Annotated in this window: 23 protein-coding genes and 1 tRNA gene; 5 read left to right on the forward strand and 19 right to left on the reverse strand. The window is 40.9% G+C overall.

The genetic code is table 11. From position 1 onward, the window contains the following. Positions 1–7: 7 nt before the first annotated feature. The 8 genes from H4075_RS13045 to H4075_RS13080 all read right to left on the reverse strand — a co-directional run bounded on the left by H4075_RS13045 (position 8) and on the right by H4075_RS13080 (position 7826). Complete coding sequence (locus H4075_RS13045; RefSeq protein WP_182801280.1) at positions 8–652, reverse strand: protein-glutamine glutaminase family protein; 645 nt, start codon at positions 650–652, stop codon at positions 8–10. Between the two features lie 43 nt (positions 653–695). After that, positions 696–1415, reverse strand: coding sequence for a hypothetical protein (locus H4075_RS13050; RefSeq protein WP_182801281.1), 720 nt, complete (start codon positions 1413–1415; stop codon positions 696–698). Between the two features lie 25 nt (positions 1416–1440). Then, positions 1441–3636, reverse strand: coding sequence for a B12-binding domain-containing radical SAM protein (locus tag H4075_RS13055; protein WP_182801282.1), 2196 nt, complete (start codon positions 3634–3636; stop codon positions 1441–1443). Positions 3637–3693: 57 nt separating this feature from the next. After that, entirely contained in the window at positions 3694–4452 is a 759-nt protein-coding gene (locus H4075_RS13060; RefSeq protein ID WP_182801283.1) for a tetratricopeptide repeat protein, read from the reverse strand. Beyond that, positions 4449–4811, reverse strand: a complete 363-nt coding sequence (gene folB / locus H4075_RS13065; protein WP_182801284.1) for a dihydroneopterin aldolase — start codon at positions 4809–4811, stop codon at positions 4449–4451. The genes H4075_RS13060 and folB overlap by 4 nt, the downstream gene beginning before the upstream one ends. Before the next feature lie 59 nt (positions 4812–4870). Then, positions 4871–5812 (reverse strand): thioredoxin-disulfide reductase, encoded by a 942-nt coding sequence (trxB, locus tag H4075_RS13070; protein WP_182801285.1) that lies wholly within the window; start codon positions 5810–5812, stop codon positions 4871–4873. Between the two features lie 90 nt (positions 5813–5902). Beyond that, the gene (locus H4075_RS13075) at positions 5903–6793 is read right to left on the reverse strand and encodes a DUF4249 domain-containing protein (protein WP_182801286.1); all 891 of its coding nucleotides are present in this window, start codon (positions 6791–6793) and stop codon (positions 5903–5905) included. Positions 6794–6965: 172 nt separating this feature from the next. Further along, a complete protein-coding gene (locus H4075_RS13080) occupies positions 6966–7826 on the reverse strand; it encodes a sigma-70 family RNA polymerase sigma factor (RefSeq protein WP_129132464.1) in 861 nt (286 codons plus the stop codon). A gap of 281 nt (positions 7827–8107) precedes the next feature. Between H4075_RS13080 and H4075_RS13085 the strand changes: the two genes are divergently transcribed. Further along, complete coding sequence (locus tag H4075_RS13085; protein ID WP_182801287.1) at positions 8108–9130, forward strand: threonine aldolase family protein; 1023 nt, start codon at positions 8108–8110, stop codon at positions 9128–9130. 47 nt (positions 9131–9177) lie between these two features. Here H4075_RS13085 and H4075_RS13090 read toward each other — a convergent pair whose 3' ends face one another. From H4075_RS13090 to H4075_RS13115, 6 genes are all read right to left on the reverse strand, one after another. Next, complete coding sequence (locus H4075_RS13090; RefSeq protein WP_182801288.1) at positions 9178–11334, reverse strand: carboxy terminal-processing peptidase; 2157 nt, start codon at positions 11332–11334, stop codon at positions 9178–9180. 278 nt (positions 11335–11612) lie between these two features. Beyond that, positions 11613–11686, reverse strand: a tRNA-Pro gene (locus H4075_RS13095). Positions 11687–11782: 96 nt separating this feature from the next. Then, on the reverse strand, positions 11783–12727 hold the full coding sequence (locus H4075_RS13100) for a DUF2167 domain-containing protein (RefSeq protein WP_182801289.1): 945 nt from the start codon (positions 12725–12727) through the stop codon (positions 11783–11785). An 83-nt stretch (positions 12728–12810) separates the two neighbouring features. Continuing rightward, positions 12811–13797 carry a phosphodiester glycosidase family protein gene (locus tag H4075_RS13105; protein WP_182801290.1) on the reverse strand — a complete coding sequence of 329 codons (987 nt, stop codon included), beginning with the start codon at positions 13795–13797 and terminating at the stop codon, positions 12811–12813. A gap of 6 nt (positions 13798–13803) precedes the next feature. After that, positions 13804–14733 carry a lipoyl synthase gene (gene lipA, locus H4075_RS13110; RefSeq protein WP_182801291.1) on the reverse strand — a complete coding sequence of 310 codons (930 nt, stop codon included), beginning with the start codon at positions 14731–14733 and terminating at the stop codon, positions 13804–13806. Positions 14734–14763: 30 nt separating this feature from the next. After that, complete coding sequence (locus tag H4075_RS13115; RefSeq protein ID WP_182801292.1) at positions 14764–15591, reverse strand: hypothetical protein; 828 nt, start codon at positions 15589–15591, stop codon at positions 14764–14766. Positions 15592–15691: 100 nt separating this feature from the next. On the opposite strand from H4075_RS13115, the gene H4075_RS13120 reads away from it, so the two are divergent. Continuing rightward, on the forward strand, positions 15692–16096 hold the full coding sequence (locus H4075_RS13120; protein WP_182801293.1) for an OsmC family protein: 405 nt from the start codon (positions 15692–15694) through the stop codon (positions 16094–16096). Here H4075_RS13120 and H4075_RS13125 read toward each other — a convergent pair. The 5 genes from H4075_RS13125 to H4075_RS13145 form a co-directional block, all read right to left on the reverse strand. Further along, complete coding sequence (locus tag H4075_RS13125) at positions 16086–17354, reverse strand: DUF2851 family protein (RefSeq protein WP_182801294.1); 1269 nt, start codon at positions 17352–17354, stop codon at positions 16086–16088. The genes H4075_RS13120 and H4075_RS13125 overlap by 11 nt on opposite strands. Positions 17355–17459: 105 nt before the next feature. Beyond that, positions 17460–18026 (reverse strand): Maf family nucleotide pyrophosphatase, encoded by a 567-nt coding sequence (locus H4075_RS13130; RefSeq protein WP_182801295.1) that lies wholly within the window; start codon positions 18024–18026, stop codon positions 17460–17462. After that, positions 18026–18970 (reverse strand): geranylgeranylglycerol-phosphate geranylgeranyltransferase, encoded by a 945-nt coding sequence (locus tag H4075_RS13135; RefSeq protein ID WP_182801296.1) that lies wholly within the window; start codon positions 18968–18970, stop codon positions 18026–18028. Before H4075_RS13135 ends, H4075_RS13130 begins: the two co-directional genes overlap by 1 nt. 128 nt (positions 18971–19098) lie before the next feature. Next, complete coding sequence (locus H4075_RS13140; protein ID WP_182801297.1) at positions 19099–19623, reverse strand: KdsC family phosphatase; 525 nt, start codon at positions 19621–19623, stop codon at positions 19099–19101. A gap of 24 nt (positions 19624–19647) precedes the next feature. After that, complete coding sequence (locus H4075_RS13145) at positions 19648–20415, reverse strand: Rossmann-like and DUF2520 domain-containing protein (RefSeq protein WP_182801298.1); 768 nt, start codon at positions 20413–20415, stop codon at positions 19648–19650. 65 nt (positions 20416–20480) lie between these two features. Between H4075_RS13145 and H4075_RS13150 the strand changes: the two genes are divergently transcribed. From H4075_RS13150 to topA, 3 genes are all read left to right on the forward strand, one after another. Further along, the gene (locus H4075_RS13150) at positions 20481–21323 is read left to right on the forward strand and encodes an alpha/beta hydrolase (RefSeq protein ID WP_182801299.1); all 843 of its coding nucleotides are present in this window, start codon (positions 20481–20483) and stop codon (positions 21321–21323) included. 37 nt (positions 21324–21360) lie between these two features. Beyond that, on the forward strand, positions 21361–21798 hold the full coding sequence (locus tag H4075_RS13155; RefSeq protein ID WP_182801300.1) for a DUF3592 domain-containing protein: 438 nt from the start codon (positions 21361–21363) through the stop codon (positions 21796–21798). A 154-nt stretch (positions 21799–21952) separates the two neighbouring features. Further along, positions 21953–24547 (forward strand): type I DNA topoisomerase, encoded by a 2595-nt coding sequence (gene topA, locus H4075_RS13160; protein WP_182801301.1) that lies wholly within the window; start codon positions 21953–21955, stop codon positions 24545–24547. Positions 24548–24623 lie beyond the last annotated feature (76 nt).

Consider the following 24623-nt stretch of genomic DNA (forward strand, 5'->3'; position numbering starts at 1 on the left):
GTATTTCTTAACCAACAAACAGTGTTGGCTTTGCTGCTTTCAATTTCTTCAATCGTTCTTCGGTTGCTTTGATCCTGTTCTTATTAAAACAAAGCCGTGCTTTTCCAACCGGAGAAACAGCATTGATACCGGCCAGCCCCTGTATCATCCATTTCGTATTTTGTTTATCTCTCTGATGCCAGTTGTCTTTCCAGATCTTTCCTGCAGGAAAAATATACCAATCTGCAGATTTAATGAGATGATAACTATGTGGATAAGCGGTTACAGCAGCAGCCCAATCGTAAAGTGTTTGTAATTGTTTGGATGTTGCCGGATCAATTACATAAAAAGTAATCCTGTCGTCTTCTTTCACCTGCAGTAATGCACAAACATGATAGTTCCATAACTGTTTCAATCCGCCAATATGATTGCGGAGGAAAGCACCACTGAACACCCAGCCTTTGTAATTTGGAATTTTCCAGGCATCTAATAACACACAAACAGCATCTGCCCTTGCTTCGCAATTGTTATGTACATCGTGCCATTTAAAGAGAGAATGGTTCTGAAAAAAAGTAAACAATTTCTCCGCTTCTTCTTTTGTTACGGACGCATCTGGATGTGTTGTATCAGATAAGAGATAATCAAAAAGTGTAGGAACCAAAACTTCATCCATTACAATGAAGGTAAAGTATTTGAGTGGAGATATCTAAGGCATGCTACTGCTTTTGCAACCTGAACTCCATGTTCACCGATCCCTGCAGTTGCAACTCAACGGTTGAGCCTGCGAATTTCGTTACCTTAAACTTGCTTTGCTGTTCGCCATTATAAGAATTCACACTTGTTCCAAAATCAACAGAGATCATTTGGGATGCTTCGTCAAAAGTCCAGGTACCGTTTTTTGTATTGCCACTGGTTGATTCGGGTACATATTGAATAGTAGAACAGGGTTGCTTGATCAGGTTCACATATTTCGAATGCTTATAAGCTTCCACCCATTCAAACGAATTGGCATCTTTTAAAATAAGATCGTAAGCAGTCAATTGCGTCCACACCGTATCACGCATTACGATTGTTCTTCCACAATCGGAAGAGATTACTCCAACAATTGATCCTGCAGATTCATAGTAAGCGCAATTTATATCAGAGAGATAATATGACTGACCAACCCTGCTGTCGTTTACGCAATACAGCTCTTTTACATAAGTTGTTTTGCCGTAATTAAAATTGGTCCATACGCCTTGAGGATTCGATGAATCAGGCCCTTCTTTTGTGGCAACAAATTTCCACTTGCCTTTGAGATCGTTAAGCGTAACCTCCGGTTCATTTTCGCCGGATTTCTGACAGCCAATAAAGAGTGTGGTTAAAACAAATAGAACAGGAATACAATTTTTCATAAACGTTGTATGGATTGGATTGTAAGCTACAAATAATTTCATAATCTGAGGAACAGGTATGGCATACCTACAACTTCAACAGTCCCGCCTTATACAAATTGCTGATGGGTTTATTATCCCAGAACAATTCAAAATCTTCAAGTTCCTGCTGTTCATAATCATCTTTTATTTCCTGCATGCTCAACAGTTTCTCGTTCTGTACATTGATTTTTGGTAAGAGTTGCAGTAACCACTCTCCTTTTGCCGTGTCGGTATTGATGGTAATGTTTTCTTTTTTTGTAACAAAGGTGATTTGTAATACTTCCCAAGTGCTTCCCTTCTTTGATTTAGTGATCAATTCTGATTGCAGTACAGTTCCGAGGAATACCACTTTGGCTGCCGGTTTAAACAAGGGAATCTCATCATCGAGCAACACCTTTACAATGTGATCAGGTGCAACGGTGGTCTTTGGCACTTTCACATCAAACCATTTTTGCAAAGGATCATCCAGGCAAAGTCCCTGCATATAATTAAACAATGATTTCTTTAAACCAAAACTGAAACTTTCATGATCAGCACCCGTTTCATCAATATGCTCCACATCATTATCTGCAAATAAAATAGCTACTTCTTTTGCTTTCTTTACTTTGAAATGTTCCGGGTTCATACCAACCGGACTATGAGCTGTCATTGCAAATTGATGCCAGAATGCAGATTGCAATACCCCTGTCTTAAACATCTGCCGAACCATTTCTAACGAATCAATTGTTTCCTGTGCTGTTTGTGTTGGGAAACCATACATGAGATAAGCATGTACCATAATGCCTGCTTCGGTAAAATGTTTGTTCACTTTTGCTACCTGCGCCACAGTTACACCTTTACTGATAAGTTCCAGCAAACGATCACTTGCAACTTCCAGCCCGCCGCTTACTGCAATACAACCGCTTGCTTTTAAGAGTAGACAAAGATCACGTGTGAAACTTTTTTCAAAGCGCACATTCGTCCACCAGCTTACTACCAATTTTCGTTTAATGATCTCCAATGCCAATGAACGCATCAATGCAGGTGGTGCAGCTTCATCTACAAAATGAAAACCATTGTTACCTGTTTGTGCAATGATCTCTTCCATACGGTCGCACAAAAGTTTTGCAGCAATGGGTTCGTACAGTTTAATATAGTCAAGCGAAATATCACAGAAGGTACACTTGCCCCAATAGCAACCATGTGCCATCGTTAATTTATTCCAGCGGCCATCGCTCCACAAACTATGCATCGGGTTTACCACTTCAATTACTGAAATATAATCGTGTAACAGCAGATCAGTATAATCAGGTGTGCCAACTTCGGTTTGCTTATAGTCTTTACAGGAACTGTTGTTGATGTAAGTAACGATTCCATCCTGCAATAGAAATGTACGCTTCAATTGAGTTGCATCAATTTCTCCTGCGATAAATTTTAACAGTTGTTCGATGGGCGCTTCACCATCATCAAGCGTAATAAAATCGAAGAACTCAAATACACGTTCATCTTTTAAGGAACGCAGTTCTGTATTAGGGAAACCACCACCCATTGTTACCTTGATGTGTGGATGATTTGCTTTGATCCATTGTGCACTTCTGAACGCCGCATATAAATTTCCGGGAAAAGGAACAGAGACGGCAACAAATTTCGGTTGAACTTTTTCAATATGCTTTTGCAGGCGTTCAATCAATAATTCATCAACAAGCGTTAAAGGTTTTTGGAGTTCTGCATACAGTTCATCAAAACTGTTGGCACTTCTTCCCAAACGTTCTGCATAACGACTGAAACCAAAATGCTCATCAACACATTCTTTAATGAGATCGGCCAGGTCTTCAAGATAAAGTGTAGCGATATGTTTGGCTTTATCCTGTAAACCCATTGCACCAAATGCCCAATGAAAATCGGTAAGCTCGGCAAACCTTCCTGCTTCAGGCAATAAGTTTCGTGATGCGATCAAATGTGCAATGGTTGGGTTTTTTCCCTGCAGAAACAACACCACGTCATCAATACTTTTGATGTACTCTTCTTTTAAAGCAATTATACGTTTTGCATTGGCAGAACAATTTTGTTCATCAGCAATGGATGAAAATACATTTGATAAGCCTTTCTTTGAAAACAATTGCAGGGTTACTTCAATTCCAAGATCACTTTGAAAAGAAGAAATACCTTTTGTATTGAGAAAACCTTTCAGGTAAGCCGTTGCAGGATACGGCGTATTTAATTGTGTAAAAGGAGGCGTAAATAAAAAAACCGTTGCGTTCAAATGTGGCGATTAATCTGCAAACGTACATGAAATTTTTTGTCTGTAAATCCCGGCTGCTTATGCTTTCCAGGTAGAGAGTAATTGCTTTGCTTCAGATTTAATGGTGGGATCATCCGCAGCAGTATTGGGCAGGCGTAACAAATGATTCAATGTTTCAATTGCCTTGGCCTTTTTGTTATTACGGTGATAGGCTTTGGCCAGTTCAAGATAATTCAACACAAACTCAGGACTCAATGCTTTTACTTTTTCATAATAGTACACTGCTGAGTCGAGTGAGTTTTTTTGCAGTCCACCAAAGAACACTTTTACTGCGGCCTTTTCCATCCCATTCAAATTACTTACTTCGTAATGCCAGCGGGCAATCACAAACAGTGCTTTAAAATTTTGCGGATTGTAAAGGAGTGCCCTATCAGCATAATTCTTGATCTCACGAACGTATTCTACTTTTTCTTTTCCGTTTTTAAGTAATGACATCCGTGCGTAGGCAAATGACATGGCAACATTGGCTTCACTGTCTTTTGGATTCACCCGCAACGCACGTTCAGCATAGATCTTTGCTGCTTGATAAAAATCCATTTGCTTTTCTTTCGTTGACTGACGACGGCCAATACGACTGGCCAACTCGCTGCAACGGGTCAATGCATGCAAATGGGTTGGCTGTTGCTTAATAATTTCTTTAAATTTCTGGTAGGCTTCTTCTTCTTTCAATTGCCGTTCGAGTATATCGCCCTGCCTCACAAGTTCTTCAACCGACTGTGCAAATGAGACACCCGTAAATATGAGTGCACTAAAAAAAACAACAATTACTTTCTTCATGTGATCCGGTTAAATGTTTTATGCAAGGTTATGCCGGTTTTACCTTGAAAGTTTTCAATGGGTGGCGAACACTTATCAATTTCCACCTTTATTTCCATAATAACGGGAAAACGGGTCTTAATCGTATCACAAATATCCTGCGCCACTGTTTCTATCAGACTGCTTTTTTGCATCATTCGTTGCTTCACAATCTCAAACAAAGCAACATAATTGATTGTTTGCTCGATAGATGTGATTGGCCCGGCAGGTTCATAATACACCGAAAGATTTACTTCAAACGGTCCGCCTGTTTTATCTTCTCCGGCATATAAACCATGGTGTGCATGAAATTTCAACTCTTTTAAATGAACAGCTATCATGTGCCGAAAATAAAAAAGTCCTGCTGTATCAGCAGGACTATCTTTTCACAACAATAGAATTATACAACTCCTTTTGCTGATAAATAACGTTCTGCATCCAATGCAGCCATACAACCACTGCCTGCAGCGGTTACTGCCTGGCGATAAATTTTATCCTGCACATCGCCACCTGCAAACACACCTTCTACATTTGTTTTTGAAGTACCGGGAATGGTCTTGATGTAGCCGGCTTCATCCATATCAATAAAATCTTTGAAAATTGCTGAGTTAGGTTCATGACCGATAGCAACAAAGAATCCCTGCACAGGTATTACCGATTCTTCATTTGTTTTATTGTTCAACACTTTCATGCCATCTACTTTATTGTCGCCAAGTATTTCGATGGTTTCAGTGTTCCAGTAAACTTTGATATTCGGCGTGTTGAGTACACGATCCTGCATTACTTTACTTGCACGCATCGCATCTTTACGAATCAACATGTGCACTGTTGAACAAAGCTTACTGAGATATAATGCTTCTTCTGCAGCGGTATCGCCGGCACCAACAATGGCCACTTCTTTACCACGGAAAAAGAAACCATCGCACACTGCACATGCGCTTACACCATAACCATTGAGACGTTGCTCACTTTCCAATCCAAGCCATTTCGCACTTGCACCGGTACAAATGATCACGCTATCAGCTTCAATGAGCTTTTCATCATCGATCCAAACTTTATGTGGTGTTGAACTGAAATCTACTTTTGTTGCCAATCCATAACGGATATCGGCACCCATGCGTGCTGCCTGCTTTTCAAAATCAACCATCATCTCGGGACCTTGTACTCCTTCTGCATAACCGGGGTAGTTTTCCACTTCTGTTGTAATGGTTAACTGTCCGCCGGGTTGAATTCCCTGGTATAACACAGGTTTCAGGTTTGCCCTTGATGCATAAATAGCGGCGGTATAACCTGCAGGACCTGATCCAATAATCAAACAATGTACTTTTTCTGCTGCTTCCATATTCGTCTTCAAATTTTTAAGTCGACAAAAATAGTCCTATCCATCCAATTGAAATGTAACCGTGGTTACATGCGCAGCCGGTGTGGATAATTAACGGGGAATAATAACCGTAGTAAACTGGTTGGCATAACCGCCAAAATAGCCTAATGCACCATTACTGATATTGCCCAGTATTTTGGTGGGAGAAGAAAACGGGTTGCCGATGCTTTGGTAACTGAACTCTACTGTTCGCCAGAAATCGAATGTGGCTTTATCAATATTGCTGAATTTGACGGTAACAGTATCTCCTTTTTTGAAAAATCCATACTCATCAAAATCCAGGTCAACATTACGATCAATGCCACGGTCCACATCAACCATATAAGTTGTGCCATTCACAAACGCATCATCAAACACAGAGTTAAAACCAGGCAAGAACGGTTCGCTGTTAACTTTGGTGAAATAACGTGCATAATCGCCAAATGGCTGCGGGTCTTTCACTTTTGCCCTTACAACTATCTTTTTGCTTGTATCAGGCGTATTGGGCGCCTTTACCCACCATAGTGAATCGATCGTTTTTCTTATCTGCGGAATATTTGTTGTGGCATTGTATTCTTTTTGCTGCCAAACAATACGGAGCTGGTATTGCTTCCCTAATTCTCCTTTTATGATTGTTAAAGGATTTGCTGGGTCGCTGCTGTAAAAACTAAAGGGAACAGTTGTACCCGGTATCACCATGTCGTACCTGCGTAGCTGATGTGTGGTGCTGCCATTGGAAATAAAAACCTCTGCATCTTTCACCAATGAATTGCTGATCACATCGGCTGAAACTTTTGAAAAATAGTTGAGGCTTTTTGTAAGGATCACTACCGGATCTTGCCCGTTTTCAATAGAAGCATCAACAGTGAGTAACTGAGCGGCGTCTTTCAGGTCAAAATCTACTTTCTTTTCACATCCCAGCAGTAACAGGAACAAACTGCTGAGCAATACAAGTCGTTGCATAGATCAAATTTACGTGATGATCTTTTCAGATAAACATGAAGAATATGCTAATTGTTTATTTGGATTTGTATCCCGGCTGCGCTCAATACAAATAAAAGCCCCTTGACTACCGCTCGGGACACAAAAAACCCCGACACTGAGGCCGGGGTTTGATACTTAATACCCATTATAATTAATTTCCGAGATAGCTCTTCAGCGCATTGCTGTAGCGGGCTTTCTGTAAACGTTTGATCGCTCTTTCTTTGATCTGGCGGATACGCTCTTTGGTCAAATCATATTTCTGACCGATCTGCTCAATGGTAACACCATTTTCGCCATCCAATCCAAAATAAGCATTTACGATCTCCGCTTCACGTGGGCTGAGAGATTTCAACACACGACGGATCTCGTTACGCAAAGAATCCTTCATTACATCTTCATCTGTATCATCACTGCCTTCCAGCAAATCACCCATTGCTACATCTTCTGCTTCGTGCACAGGTGCATCTAAAGAAGTGTGACGGGTATTGCTTTGGAAGATATTGTTGATCTCTGTTTCGCTCATTTCAAGAATATCAGCAAGCTCCTCAGTTGAAGGCTCACGCTCATGTTCCTGTTCAAACGCCATGTATGCCTTGTTGGCTTTATTATAAGTACCGATCTTATTCTGTGGCAAACGCACCAAACGACCCTGTTCAGCCAAAGCTTGCAGAATTGATTGACGGATCCACCAAACAGCGTAAGAAATGAATTTAAAACCTTTGGTTTCATCAAAACGCTGAGCGGCTTTGATCAAACCGAGATTACCCTCATTGATCAGGTCACTTAAAGATAAACCCTGGTGTTGATATTGCTTGGCTACTGATACTACGAAACGAAGGTTCGATTGTACCAATTTATCCAAAGCTCGCTGATCACCCATTTTAATACGCTGAGCAAGAGTTGTTTCCTCCTCGGGCGTGATCATGGGGATCTTTGATATTTCCTGTAAATACTTCTCAACCGCTTGTGAATCACGATTGGTAATCTGAGTTGCAATTTTGAGCTGCCGCATATTAAATTCCTCTTAATTGTTTGAAACGTTACTAAGACAGGGAAAATCGACCGGGAGTTGGGAAAATCTCGTTAAGAATCCACTGTAACCGTCTGCAAAGTTAATCATCAATCGCCGTTTTTCATAGCCCATGTGTATAATTGCGGCTCTTGTAGGCATCCTTGTATCGTTTTCAGTGGAAACTTAACACTGATAAACAACAATTTAAAGGTTCAGAAAGTTTATTTTCAGACGATAATTTTACATAAACGGTTAACTTGCCTACTCAATAATTAATTGATATGGAATGGATTGATTTAAGAAGTGATACTGTAACCCAACCAACCAAGGGGATGAAAGAAGTTATGTGGCAGGCTGAGTTGGGTGATGATGTGTTTGGAGAAGATGCCACTGTTAATAACTTGGAAGAAACCGCCGCAAAACTGTTTGGAATGGAGGCTGGATTGTTCTGTCCATCAGGCACAATGACCAACCAGATCGCCATAAAAATGCACACCCAACCCGGTGACGAAGTGATCTGTGATGAATTAAGCCATGTTTACCAATACGAAGGCGGAGGTATTGCCTTCAACTCCGGTGCTTCTGTACGATTATTACAGGGCGATCGTGGGCGTATAAAAGCCACCCATGTTTCAGATGCCATTAATAACAGGGATGATGTGCACAAAGCCATTTCAAGCTTAGTGGTGCTGGAAAATACCAGCAACCGTGGCGGTGGCAGTTGTTATGAACTCGAAGATATAGCGGCCATTAAAGACGTCTGCAAAGCAAATAACCTCATCCTGCATCTTGATGGTGCCCGTCTTTTCAATGCCTTGGTAGCGAAACAACAATCGGCAATGGATTACGGACAGTTATTCGATTCTATTTCTATTTGTTTGAGTAAAGGGCTTGGCTCACCTATTGGCAGCGTGTTGCTCGGAACAAAAGAAAAGATAAAAAAAGCAAGACGACTCCGGAAAGTATTTGGCGGCGGTATGCGGCAAGCCGGGATCATCGCTGCTGCAGGTTTATATGCATTGGAACATCATGTTGAACGATTGGCAACAGATCATGAGCATGCGAAATTGATTGAAGCAACGCTGCTGAATAATCACAATGTGGAAACCGTATTACCGGTTGAAACCAACATCGTCATCTTCCGTGTAAAAGAAAACATCAATGCAGATGAACTTGTATTGAAGCTAAAAGAAAAAGGCATTCTTTGCTTTACAATGGGTAAACAGCAGATACGTTTTGTTTTGCATCTTGATGTAACAGAAAGCATGGTTCAACGTACAATTGAGTTGCTACAAAAAATATAAACCCCGGCGTATGCCAGGGTTTAATTATTTCGATCAATTTAAAATTATCATTTACCGTCGGTACGTGCAGCCTGCTTATTCTGCGCAATAAAGTACTGCTGAATCATATCGTTCATGATGTTCACAGTTTCACCAAGATGAAGATCATTTTTAAGTCTGTTAATAAAAGACTTGTTACGTTCTTCTTTGTTGGTATTTCCTTTAATAGCTGCAAGATCAACCTCAAGGTTAGAAACCTCTAATGGCGCACTCAGCTTCGTTAAAGAATCGATTGTTTGAATAGTGTTGCCCAACGTTTTCTTGTCCTGGCGGAACTTATCGATCTTCAATGAGAAATGCTTGTCATCATATTTCGATAACCAATCGCTTTTTTCACCAATCAATTTGAATGTAGGACTTTGGCTGATACGTTGTTTACTTTGCTGAACAATGTAATTGAAATCAAAATCAGATTTCCATACTTTGTATTGTGCACTTCCGATCTCATCCCATGTCAAAGCGAAAGGTTCATCTTTTTCACGAAGCTTCAGGTATTCGTATTGATCAGGCAGAACAACATCAGGTACCACACCTTTCAATTGTGTGCTTGCACCTGTAACACGATAGAACTTTTGTAGTGTTAATTTGATATTGCCGAGTTCAGATGGGTTATTGCTTGTCCAGCTTGCACGGTCAAGTTCAATATTACGTTGCACTGTTCCTTTACCATAAGTTGAAGTGCTGCCTACAACCAATCCACGTTTGTAATCCTGGATAGCTCCGGCAAAAATTTCAGAAGCAGATGCACTGAATTCATTCACCATTACAGTTAGTGGGCCATCCCACAATACATTTTTATTTCTGTCACGAAGGATAGTTGGCGATTCATCTCTGCTCTTCACCTGCACAACAGGGCCTTCTTCAATAAATAACCCAACCATTTCAACAGTTTCCATTAAGGATCCACCACCGTTGGTACGAAGATCAATGATCAAACCGTTTACTCCTTCAGCTTTTAATTTGATAATTTCTTTTGCAACATCCTGTGCACAACGGTTGCCGTTTGCGTCCTGAAAATCAGCATAAAAAGCAGGAAGATAGATGTAGCCGATCTTGTGATTATCCGGTCCTTTAATGATTGTACTCTTTGCACGGTTTTCTTCAAGGTCGATCTTTTCACGGATCATTGTTACCACCTTAATGGCTCCACTTGGCTTTTTGATCGTAAGTCTTACTTCCGTACCTTTCTTACCACGAATCAAACGTACTGCATCAGGCACTTCAAAACCAATCAAATCCTGTGGTTCAGCAGCTCCCTGTGCTACTTTCAATACAAAATCACCAACTTCAATTTCGCCCGACTTTGCAGCAGCGCCACCGGCAACTACTGAAGTAATTTTGATATTCCCTTCTTCTTCCAAAAGTGAAGCTCCAATACCAAAAAATTCGCCACCACTCATTTGCTCGTCAAATGCAATTTTTTCCAATGGAGGTAAATAGCTTGTATGCGGATCCATCGTTTCAGTGATACTGTTTACGAGGTAATTGAAACGATCTTCATCTTTAAAACGGTTGCGGAAACGGTCAAACATACGATCGAAGGTTTTCAACACTTTTTCACGTGCTTCTTTTTCCATCTGCACAGTTGTCTTCGCTACAAAACCGTCTTTGCCTTTATTTTTTTCCTGTTGTTCAACAAGATCAACATAACGGTCGAGTGTGTAATATTTTAATTTCAGACGCCATGCTTCCTTGCGCTCAGCTTCTGTTTTTGCATATGTACGTTTATCCTCATCATCCATATACTTTTCTTCCACTGAAAAATCGAATGGCTTACTAAGTATTTCTTTGTACAACAGCGCTACTTCTTCCATGCGCTTTTTATACACAGTATTTACAGCATAAAACGATTCAAGACGGGCCCCATGGATCTCATCATCAACTTTTGTTTCATATTTCTTGAATTGATCGATATCCGATTTCAGAAAATAGGTTTTGTCTCCATCAAGATCCTTCAGGAACTTGGCAAACACCGTTTTTGAAAACTCATCATCGATCTTTTTGGGGTTGTAATGCCCCTCTTCCAAAAACTCACCAATCAACTGCAGGATACGTTCAAAACGGTTGGTTGGTTCATTGCGGGTAGCGGATGATTGTACGGCGTAAAAGATACTGCCCCCCAACATGAGGACCAGTATGATCAGCAAACTCTTTTTACTAAACATATATTGGATAAAATTTGACATAAAACAATTACCGTAAAAATAACGAGAAAAGGCGTGCCATTATTGGCCGTTTATACAAATACAGGCTTTTAACAAGCTGTTTGGTCAAAAGTTGTGCCCTAAAATGATCTGATTCAAGCTTACAGCGTACTTACACTCATTATTTACGCTTGTAAAAGCATTTTTTTTACTGGTGATTTCATTCTTATATCAGAAATACAGGCAACTGTTATTTGGGAAAGATGACTAATAACGTTCACATCAAAGGAAATCAGAAGTCGGGATGACTGGATTCGAACCAGCGACCTCTTCGTCCCGAACGAAGCACGCTACCGGACTGCGCTACATCCCGATATTGACCGTTAAGTTGGATATTCAAATTTATAAAGAATTAAAAAACCAGGACAGTAGCCCTGGTTTTCCATTTTACAATGCCGCAGTGTTATTTTTATACTTCAGCCGTTGGTTCTTGTTGTTGTATCTCTTCTTCTTTCTTTTTTCTACCGGTAATAAAACGCCACACACCTCCACCTACTGCCGCCAAGGCAATGATCACCAGTTTGATATTTTTCAGGATCAACGCAAAGAAGCCAACTTTCGCCAGCACTTTTCCTGCTACAAGCCCCCCAACAGTCCAGGCTGCCACATTATCAACCTTCGAATCAAATTCAGCATAGGTATTTCCTTTTGTGAATGAAGGAATCGCAAGTACTTTGTCAATATCATTTTTCACCATTGCCAATTCTGTCATTGAAGCAACAGCATTGAGCGAAAGCACTCCTTTGCGGCCAAGTATGCGCACTTCATAATTGAGCGTATTGCCATCTGATGCTTCGCCAAATTTCAATTCTTTTGCCCAATGCAATACTTTGCCGTTCTTATCATAAAAAGGCTTTTGTGCCCAGCCAACAAAATGGATAGCTTCATACCCTTGCTTTGCACGCTCTTCGTTTTCTGCCTTTTCGCCTGTCTGCATTTCTTTGAGCATGTCATCATAATTAATTTTATCTGCATCATCATCCTTAACATAGCCCATTGGATCGTAGGTGATCACAAACGCATAACTGCTGTCAGCAAACGGACTGCCTTTATCGGGAAAAAGCATCCCTAGTACACCGTCCTGCGGAGGATTACCCCAAATCTCAGTAATGATATAAGTACTTTGTTCTTTGTTTAAAAACTTGAATCCCTCGGGAACATTTAATTGAGCAACACCATTGTCGAGAGAAATGATTCCGGTTTGGTATTTCATGGCTTTTTCAACCGAGTCGGCCAAACGTAAATAACTTACAATATCTTCAGTTGGGCGAGCAGTAGTAGAGTCACCATATACACCCGCCAATAAAAAAACAGGAAGAACAAATGCAATAAATGCAGACATGGTCTTTTTCATGCAGTTAATTTTGGTTTCGCTAAAAATAATGAAATATCAATATGCTGCAGAACGATTTTTCAACTTAAATAAAAGAGTAAGTATTAATCTGTAGTGATCATAAAAACACCGGGTACCGCACGTTGCCCCTCTTTATCACTTGGCTTGATGGTTTCCTTTCCATTCACCAACATGCAGCTGCTACCGCCACCGTCGAGGTTTAATGCTTCCACGCAACCAAGATCAAGTAACAGTTTTGCCAAGTGCGTTAATGAGGCACCTTCTGCAATACCGGGTATACGACCTTGCACAACAAGAATGATGAGCTTGCCATCGGCAGTATAGCCCATAGCAGTTCGTGGATGCTTATCATCAATGGCTTTACCTGTGAACATACGCTCTTCATTGTTGGTAACTTTTACCGTACTCTCCTGAACAAGGACCGGACCTCCGGCAATGGCGGTTTGCATTTTCCATTTCTGAAACCGTCGCTTATACAATTCACTATGTAACCGGTATGTATATTTTATTGACTTGATTTTGTGTTGTACAATAGGAAAAGAATCTTTTACAGGTCCGTACACTTCCTGAGATGCAAAAGCATGTTTCTTAGAACTATCGGTATACAACCAGGCCACATCAGCCTTTCTTTTTTTATTGATGCCAATCGCAGAACGAAACGTGTGCATATACATCAATGTATCTTTTCCTTTCAATGCAGTTGTATGAACATTGTACGAAACCAGTTTCCCATCTTTTATCACTGCATTCAAATTCCTGTTCGTAGCAAAATCAAAAAAAGTTCCGTTCACCACCAGCAATGGCTGTTGGTTCTTATCATAAAACTGTTGCGGGGTAAAGCGGCGTTGATAAGTTGTATCTGTTTTAAAGTTCAGTTTCCTGTCTTTCAGATCGGCAATTACATAGTAAGCAATGTTTGGTTTACCATCAATTAGATCAGTTGTTGTAAACACATGAACCGACGATGGTATTGATCCATAAAGCGAATCAACATTTTGCCACTTCACTTGCGCCAAACAAAAAGGAGCAGTGATGACGTACAACACTGCTCCAAGTAATATTTTCTTCATAAAGATCTATGCAATAAAATTCGCTTTCTCTTCTTCCCATTTCGCTTTACCATAACCGGGAAGCACATGCTTTTCGCTGTGATAACTTGAACGTACCAACGGACCACTCTCTACATAATCCAATCCAATGGTATAACCAATTTCACGGTACTCAGCAAATTCGTCAGGATGTACGAAGCGTTGTACAGCTAAATGTTTTTTTGTCGGTTGCAGGTACTGCCCAATTGTTACCACATCAACACCATTATTCTTCAAATCATTTAATGTCTGTATTACTTCTTCTTTCGTTTCACCCAAACCCAACATAATGCCACTCTTCACCCGCATACCGTTCTCTTTCAGGTAACGCAACACATCCATACTGCGCCAGTACTTTGCCTGTATGCGCACCTGGCGTGTTAAACGCTCCACTGTTTCAATGTTATGTGATACCACTTCCGGATGTGCTTCCACAATACGCTGTACATTCTCCATCTGTCCTTTAAAATCAGGGATCAGGGTTTCCAATGTTGTGTCGGGATTCAATGCTTTTACTGCACGAATGGTGTTATACCAGATAATACTGCCGCCATCTTTTATTTCATCACGGTCTACAGATGTGAGCACAGCATGTTTTACCTTCATCAAGTGAATAGCTTCAGCAACACGTTGCGGTTCATCCCAATCAACCGGATCGGGGCGGCCAGTTGCAACGGCACAAAAACCACAGCTGCGGGTACAGGTATTACCCAATATCATAAACGTGGCTGTACCTTCTCCCCAGCACTCGCCCATGTTTGGACAATTACCGCTTTCGCAAATAGTATGAAGTTTATTCTTATCAACAAGGTTGCGCACGTGGCGATAACTTTCGCCAATAGGTAAACGAACTCTTAACCAATCCGGCTTTTTCAGTTTCTGCTCTGCGGCAGCATCATTCACTACAATTTCCTGCATAATTTCAACTAAATGAGGGGCAAAGTTAGGCTACTTTCGTTTACCAAACATAAGGGCAATGTAGCCGTTAAAAAACACCTGCTGATCAGGGTTCAGGAGCATGATCTGCACTTTACGGGAATATGCTTCGATATTCATACCTATTTCAATAGCAGTCACCACTTCATTGAAACGTCCGTAATCGAAACGGAGAGCTGCTTTTGCATGAACGCCGGGTACAAACTTCAATTCGTTCCAGCCATAACGCAAACCGGTGCCCATAAGAATATTTGGAGCAGGTGCCAGGAAGAGACTGCTGTCGGCCGGTGTGTATTTTATATTTCTTGTGCCCTCGGGGCTATTATCCTGTACACGAACATAATAAGGACGTTCAAATCCGGCTGAAATTCCACCGGCATAAATAGCGTGCACCGCTACACCGTTCTTATTTGTTTTACCACCGAGCATTCGTTGCTGGCCGTATGATAATTTCAATTGGTAAAAACTGTTACGCTTACCATAAACATAAGGATTGCCTATTTGCAGGAACCCATTATTATTTAAAACGTTGTTGATCTTTTGTTCTTTGGGATGCTTTTTTTCGTTGAGCTCAAGTGCAAAAAGATTGGTCGTTTTTACAGTTTTCAAATAACCTTTTTCATAAACCACGCCCCACCCATCAGTGTTAAGTCGTAATCCAAAAACATTTTGTTTATTGAAAACAAGTGCACCCTCTTCCTGCTGACGGATAAGATTATCAATTTTCTCCCTGCGTGCATCCTTCTTTGCACTACGCTCTGTTTTGCGGCTATCCTTTTCCTGCGCAACAGTTGTACTCACTACCAGAAGAAGAGCGAAGCTGAGGTATATTATTTTCACAAGCCTGAAATTATTGTTTGAACGTAAATTTACAGATTAAAACGATAGATGCGGCATTGTGGTATATTGCCGCCAATTTCTGAACTATAAATTTAACAACATGACCTCCTCAATTGTTTATAAAGGTGAATTACGTACCGAAGCAGAACACCTCCACAGCCACAGAAAAATTGAAACCGATGCCCCGCTCGATAACCAGGGTAAAGCAGAACGTTTTTCTCCAAGTGACCTTGTTGCAACTGCGTTAGGCAGTTGTATGCTCACCATTATGGGTATTAAAGCAAGAGATATGCAGGTTGATCTTGAAGGTGTGCAGATCGATATTCAGAAACACATGAAATCGGAGCCACGTCGTATTGGCGGGGTTGATGTAACCTTTCATTTCCCTTCCAACCTTCAGTTAGATGAGAAACAGAAAACCATTTTGAAGAATGCTGCACTCACCTGCCCCGTTGCCAAAAGCATTCACCCCGAAATTGAACAGAACGTAGTGTTCAACTGGTAAGTTTCATTTTTAAAATACTGTTACCAACAGCACATTGCAGACAACGCTTTGCAGTGCAGTAATTCTTTTTGAGGTAAAGCAATGCCTGAGAATCGAATGCTGACTGGTGAGTTGCGCCTGCAGTTTCCCATTGCTGTGTAATACTGTTTTTCTCTTTGGGCATTTGTTGTAACCATTGAATGGCTTTCTCTTTAGTGCCTTCATTGTGCTGATCATCGGCATAAACATACAACAATGGAATAACGGTATTGATAAGCAGGTTATCGATCATTGTTTTACCCAATTGCTTTTTTCGATATGCACTTTGTTCATTCAACATGTAATGATAATGCCAGTAATCATTTGCTGTTACAGAAAACATTTGCCTGATGGCTTCAACGCTTTTTGCTTCCATCACATTTGAAAACAAATGACTTGATTGATGGATAAGCATTGCCAGCTGTGCCAACCTGATCGTTGGAAAATTGGATGGCCGCATCCGCAAAAAATGAATGGGATGAGCAACCGGCTTCAACTGATGTTTCTGCTGCAGAAATTTATATTCCTTCTGTAGCATGATGGGATAATCTTCTCCGAACTCTCCTGTTAATAACCCTGCCTGCCCCAACAGCAACGCTTCAATTTGATGGATATGGTTCTTATGTTTGGCTAATAAGGTAACAGGTAAGCTTTGCGCAATTGACTCAAACGCCTCAGTATTTAACGGACTGCCGAAATTCCGTGCAAGCAATTGCCAGAAAGCTTCTTCCCAATGACGATTGGTTTGGTTCAGTATATTTTGAATATGCTCATTTTTCTGTTGCAAACGTTCAGCTACCATTCGTTCTTTCCAGCTATCCCAAACAATTGTATTTACTTGTTGCAGCTGATTTTCGCAGGCTACAAAACTGTTTTGTTCCATCAGTTCACGATAGTGTTGCAACAAAGATGTTGAAATGCGATTCTTTAGTTCAAGTACAGGAATTTTGCCTGCAGTTTTTTCATCGTGTTCATATACCACGTGCAGGATCACATTGTTGTAATGCTCATCATTGGTATGACCATGTTTTTTCCAATCACTTGTTTTAAGATGAAGCTCAATGGTGCCCGCCCATGTAACATTGTTGATAAACAATTTCGCATGTAGAAAATCAGGACCTTGATTTGTATTGAGCAAGCCTTGTGAAAGAATTTGTACAGGCTCGTGTTGAACAGTAGAAAGTTGATCACGGTTAAAGTATAGGTGCTGCCAGATGAATTGCAGCAGGTGTTCGTTCATGGAAATAATTTGAAAATGTACAAATTTGAGAATTTGAAAATTAAAAAAAGAAGGTCAGATTGTCAACCCCCTCTACTGCATTTGCATGCTCAAATTTTCAAATTGCTAATTGTCAAATTCCATAATGGCTTTCATCACCCTGCTCACTGGCAAGCCCATTACATTATAAAAATCACCTTTTACACGTTTGATACCTACCACACCAATCCATTCCTGGATGGCATAAGCACCCGCTTTATCGTAAGGCTTGTATTTGTTTACGTAAAACTCGATCTGCTGCTTGCTGAGCTGATGAAATTCGACTTCTGTAATATCAGCGAATGCCGTTTCCGTATCATCACGCATCAACACCACACCGGTGATCACCTGGTGAACCTGTCCCGAAAGTTCACTTAATATCTGTATTGCATTTTCTTTACTTGTTGGCTTGCCGATCACTTTTCCATTCAATACCACAATGGTGTCAGCAGCAAGGATCAAACGGTCGTGACTCAATTCTTCTTTTACCGCCAATGCTTTGTTGCGTGCAATGTACACGGGTACTTTTTCAATACTCAACGTTGCAGGGTACATTTCGTCTGTCTCCTTCACCATTACATCAAAAGGAATTTCTGCCCATTCGAGTAATTGTTTGCGCCGTGGCGATTTTGAAGCAAGTATGATCCGTTCCATCAGGCAAAAAATTTAAACAATACCATGGAGACTATTCCGGTGAAGATCACAGCCTTGATCCATTTGCTTAATGCAGCAAAATCTTTTGTTTGCTTTGCATTAAACAACAGGTATAAACAATATACAGCCGGCAATATGATCAACACAAGATTATAGCCCGCTGCTATCCACATTTTAAATTGTAATACATAGAAAAAAACAATAAGAAGCAGTGCCAGCAAGATCACTAACCAAATGCTGGTAAACACTTTTGAGAATGATACGCCCCAAACAATGGGCATTGTCTTGCAACCGTATTTTGCATCACCATCCATATCTTCAATATCCTTCACCACTTCCCGGATAAGTGTAATCACAAATGCAAAACTTGAATAAAGAATGGCCAGCCGCAATAACTTTTGATGTGCTCCGGGTTGTACAGGATGCATCAGGTAAAAACTTTGCTGCACTGTTAAGAGATACACCACAAAAACAACCCATGCAGTAAGCAATGAAATGAGAATATTACCGGTCAATAATTTCTTTTTAAACGTGGTACTGTAAAACCAAAGCACAAATACACAACCGGTATTGGCGAATCCAATGATCCAGTTGCCATTCTGTAAACCAATATAAAAACCCATCAACACACCGGCAAACGAAAAGAAGAGATGAAAGAATATAGCCCAACGTCTGCTGATGCTGCGATCTACCACCATACGGGTTGGCTTATTCACCAGATCAATATTCAGATCAAAATAATCGTTGATGACATAACCGGCAGCTGCGATGAACACTGAAGAAATGCTGAGAACTGCAAAGAGCTGATGATACATCCTTGGCATGTACAGGTTACCAAAAAGTACAGGCTGTGCCACGCAATAGAAAAACAACAGCTGTGTTAACGCAATAAAAACAAGATTGGGCCAACGAATCAGTTTAAAAAAATCAGCGAGCTTCTGCATCTGTTTGTTTATGCGGTGAAGATAAGTTGAAATGCGAATTAAGTTAAGAGTTATAAGTTATGAGTTACGTGTGGCTCTCTACATTTAACTCATACCACATAACCCGTAACCAACTTTATAAGTGAAAATTACAATGCACTTATTCCGGCTGCATCAACCACCCAATCGTCATTCAGCTTTAACACTTTTTCAATTACTTCCCGCACACAACCTTTACCGCCGTTGATGGTTGAAATGAAGGTTGATACAGCTTTGATCTCAGGCACTGCATCCGCCGGGCAGGCAGAAAGCCCCACCAGCTTCATGACTTCCAGGTCGGGAATATCATCACCCATAAACAAAGTTTCTTCCCACTTGAGATGATTCGACAAAAGGAACTGTGCCAGCACTTCTTCTTTATCCTTCACCTTCATAAACACATTGCGTATACCAAGATATTCCAACCGTTCCGCACATGGTTTACTCACACTTCCCGAAATCACGGCAACGTTATAGCCTTTCTTCACAGCTAACTGCAAAGCATAACCATCTTTGATATTCATGGTGCGGATATGTTCGTTACCGGGCATGATGATGAGTGAGCCGTCGGTAAGCACACCATCCATATCAAATACAAAAGTCTTAATACTGGAAAAACGTTCGAGCAGGTTCATATAAAATTGTTGCGGCCGAAGTTCTTATTTTTTTCGATACAGCCTCCGGATGCTTTCGGAAAGTTCGTGGTAGAGATCCTGCAGATGCTCATCGATCTCCAGCAACAACAGATGTTTCTTGATCGTTTCTTCATCGCCTCTTCGTGCCGGACCTGTTTGCATATCCACTGCACGACCTTGGGTTAACCTGCAGGCCACTTCAATAATAAGCGGATGTAATAGTTTAAAATCAAGATGACGGTCTTTGCAATAATCTTCGGTCAACGCATATAAATGATTGGTAAAGTTGCTCACCATTACCGCTGCCAGGTGCATTTTTAATCTCGTATCATCATCGGCCGGTTGTACGTTGTCGGAAAAGGAAGCAGCAAAATCAGCCAGCAGCACATTCACTTCATCCGAATTTCCATCCACCAAAAAAGGAACCGGGGGAATAACGATCATTTCCTTTCGCAGACTTTGCAATGGATACAGCACACCATAGTTAGGCGAACTGTTACGCAACACATCTTTGTTTACACTACCTGCAGTATGCACTAATATCTTCCGTTTTAAATGCAACTGTTTTGCCAGTTCAGGAATTGCAGTATCTGTTACTGCCATGATACAAATGTCTGCTTCAGCGGTAATATCTTCTAATGAAGTAATGGCTCTTGCATTCACTTTAGCGGCAAGCGCTTCGGCATGTGCAGCATTCCTGCTCCACACCTGTGCAATTGTGTGGTCTGCTTTTTTGATCATTTTAGCAAGCACAGTGGCCGTATTACCAGAACCGAGAAGAACAATGTTCATACAATGCAACAGTTAATGAAACGGAAGAAGTAATTTGCAACAAAGTAAAACAGTATTCCTGAAATATGAAACTCGCCCAGAAATTAGTGATCGGTTATTACAGGGCAAAGCTGAACCTGTTCGCCAAGCTATCAAAACGTAAAGCAGCTGAAAAAGCATTCGAATTATTCTGCACACCATATATATCTAATAAAAAGAAAGCACCGGCGGTGTTTGATAAAGCAGAGAAACTGCATTTGAAATTTGAGAACTATCAGTTAGTGGGTTATCGCTGGAATCATCCACAACCCAAGAAGGCACTTATCCTGCATGGCTTCTCCTCTACCGTTAAAAAGTTTGATCATTTTGTAATGCCACTGGTGAAGAAGGGTTACGAAGTAATTGCATTTGATGCACCGGCACATGGCGACAGCAGTGGCAAAACCATCAATGGTTTCCAGTACAGGGATGCGATCAAAGCAGTGTATGAAAAATTCGGACCCATTCATTCCTTTATTGCGCACTCGTTCGGCGGTTTAGCACTTTCACTTTTTATGGAAGAACAGCAATACCAGGAAAATAAAAAACTGGTATTGATCGCCCCGGCCACTGAAACCGACAGTGCCATCAACAGCTTTGCTGCTTTTTTAAATATTGACGAAGAAGTGAAAGCAGAAATGCGCAAGATTATTCTCGAACGCAGTGGGCGAACGACTGATAGAATTTCTATTCGTCATGCTGCACAAAAAATAAAAGCAGAAGTATTATGGATACATGATGAAGACGATGATGTAACGCCATGGGCCGATGCAGAAAAAATTCAACTGGACAATCACTCCAACTTTCAGTTCATGCTCACCAAAGGTTTGGGGCATCGACGCATTTACAGAGATAATAAAGTGAAGAAAGCGATTATGGAGTTTTTGTAAAAGCCAACCTACCCTAACTAAATTCGAAGCCCGGACTATGAAGCTAACAGAAAAAATTATTCAACTAAGGATCAAACTGATCATATCTATTTATATCATCCTGTTTGCAGGAGTTGTGTCAGTTACACGAACACCCGATTTCTTTTCAGGAAAAATTACAAATGGGGTTATTGATACATTTGTAACTACGCATGTACATGTAAAAAATTCATCTTTTGAATCGCAGCCTTTTCCGGCAATCTCCTTCAAACCTGCGAATGACAGTATTATTTATTATGCGTATGCTGACAGGAATTTTTACCTGCGGCCCTACCGGGTTGGCGATATAGTTAAAGTAATCTACAACCCTCAAATACCTGGCGAAGCCAGTTTATATTCTTTTCCGTATTACTGGATTGGTATGATTGAATTGTGGTCAGGATTTTTTGTTTTAGCGTTTATACTGCTCATTTTTGCTAAGCAAAAAGTTATTTGAGTCAGACACAAATCGATTGATTTTTCTTCATTTTCTATCATTCATTTACCTATTCTTAAACACCCCTCCCAGCACTCTTTTCTTCCATTTATCAATCATTTTATAATATTGTGCTGCCGATGTCCTCTAAAAAGCCGGCTTGTGGAACCAATTTATGGCTAAGAATTTACTGATTGTAGAGAGCCCTGCCAAAGCAAAAACGATAGAAAAGATCCTTGGAAAAGACTTCGAGGTGAAGAGCTGCTATGGCCATATCCGTGACCTTGAGAAAGATGAAATGGGTATTGATGTCAACAACAATTTCGAACCCCGTTACATTGTCCCCGACGAAAAAGAAAGAGTGGTAAAAGACCTGAAAGCGCTGGCCAAAAAAAGCGACGAAGTATGGCTGGCAACGGATGAGGACCGTGAAGGAGAAGCCATCAGTTGGCATTTATGTGAAGTGTTGGGCCTCGATCCCTACAAAACAAAACGCATTGTTTTCCACGAAATTACCAAGCCTGCCATCCAGAAAGCGGTGCAAAATCCACGTACCGTTAATATGGACCTGGTGTATGCCCAGCAGGCAAGAAGAATATTAGATCGTATCGTGGGTTTTGAACTCAGTCCTGTTCTTTGGCGCAAAATGAGCATGCGGAACAACCTCAGTGCCGGCCGTGTGCAAAGTGTGGCCGTTCGGTTAATTGCTGAACGTGAGCGTGAGATCAACGCCTTCGCTCCCACTTCTTCTTTTAAAATTGAAGCATTGTTTACCGCTAAAGATCTTGGCGATCGCAACGTTACATTTAAAGCCGAAGCAAAAAAGCAAAATGCTGCAGAAGATGCAGAGAAGTTCTTGAACAGTTGCAAAGGCGCTTCGTATAAGGTAAAGGACATACAGGTGCGTCCCGGCAAAAAATCACCGGCACCTCCTTTCACCACTTCAACCTTACAACAGGAAGCCAGCAGAAAGCTTGGTTATTCCGTAAGCCGCACCATGCAGCTTGCTCAAAAGTTGTATGAAAGTGGTAAGATCACTTACATGCGTACTGATAGTGTGAGTTTGAGTGATACTGCCCTTGGCGATCTTACACGTACTATAAAAGGTATGTATGGCGATAAGTATCACCAGTTTCGCAAATTCAAAAACAAAAATGAAAGTGCTCAGGAAGCGCATGAAGCCATCCGTCCTACTTACATGGAAAATACAACGGTTGAAGACCAGGATCTGAAACGTTTGTATGAACTCATTTGGAAACGTACGATGGCAAGCCAAATGGCTGATGCCGAACTGGAACGCACAACAGCCAATATTTCTATTTCTACCAATAACGAAGAATTAAAAGCCGAAGGTGAAGTATTAAAGTTTGATGGCTTTTTAAAAGTATATCGTGAAGACCGTGACGATGATGAAGTGAATGAAGATGAAACGCAGGAAGGTATGTTGCCGCCGTTAGCTGTTGGTCAGCAATTACCATTTATTGAGATGAATGCAACAGAACGTTTCACCCGTCCTGCTCCACGTTATACAGAAGCATCGCTTGTAAAGAAACTGGAAGAATTGGGTATTGGTCGTCCTTCGACTTACGCCCCAACTATTTCTACGGTATTGAAAAGAGGTTATGTTGAGAAACGTGATAAAGAAGGTGTACGTCGTGATTTCCGTGTATTGCAGTTGAAGAACGATGCTGTGAGCAAAAGCATGGAACAGGAAAACACCGGTGCAGAAAAATCGAAACTCTTCCCTACCGATCTCGGTTTGGTGGTAACGGATTTTCTGAAGCAACATTTTGAAAGCATCATGGATTATGGCTTCACCGCACATATTGAAGGTGAGTTTGATGATGTGGCCGAAGGCAAGTTGAAATGGAATGCAATGCTGGAAGAATTTTACAGTCCGTTTAAACGGGATGTAGATAATACCATTGAAAATGCAGAGCGAATTAAAGGCGAACGTGAATTAGGTATAGATGCTGAAAGCGGCAAAAAGATCGTTGCACGTATGGGACGCTTTGGACCAATGGTGCAAATTGGCGATGTGAGTGATGAGGAGAAACCACGTTTTGCTGCATTGCGAAAAAACCAAAGTATTGAAACCATTACTTACGAAGAAGCGATGGATCTGTTCAAACTTCCATTAACGCTGGGTGAATATGAAGGTGAAGAAGTAAGTGTGAATGTTGGTCGCTTTGGACCTTATGTAAAATTTGGTGAGCAGTTTATTTCTATTCCACGTGGTGAAGAACCATTGGAAGTAACCATGGATCGTGCAATAGAACTCATCAAAGAAAAACAAACAGCCGATGCACCTGTTGCCATGTTTGAAAACAAACCGGTAACAAAAGGCAAAGGACGTTTTGGTCCGTTTATTAAATGGGATGGTTTGTTCATCAATGTTCCCAAGCGATATGATTTTGAAAATCTTTCAAACAACGATATCAATGAATTGATCGAAGCAAAGGTGGAGAAAGAAGCAAATCGTTTTATTGTTCGTTGGCCCGATGAAAACATTGCAGTGGAGAATGGACGCTGGGGACCTTTCATCCGCTTCGGCAAAAAAATGTTGAAGATCGATAAGAAAAAAGATGGTGAAAAATACACCACAGAAGAAGTGGCGCAAATGCCTGTGGAAGACATCAAGAAAATGATCGAAGCACAAATGCCGGGTGCTTTCTCCAAACAAATAAAAGCAGCAGCAAAAAAGGCTGCTACGAAAAAGAAAGCAGCGACAAAGAAGGCCGCTACTAAAAAAGCAGCAAAGAAGAAATAATCGAAAGTCCCGTTATAAAACGGGACTTTTTAATTTAATGAGCTACACAAATGTTACTGCAACATTTCATCAAACT

The organism is Lacibacter sediminis, assembly GCF_014168535.1.
In the GTDB taxonomy this organism is placed as follows: domain Bacteria; phylum Bacteroidota; class Bacteroidia; order Chitinophagales; family Chitinophagaceae; genus Lacibacter; species Lacibacter sediminis.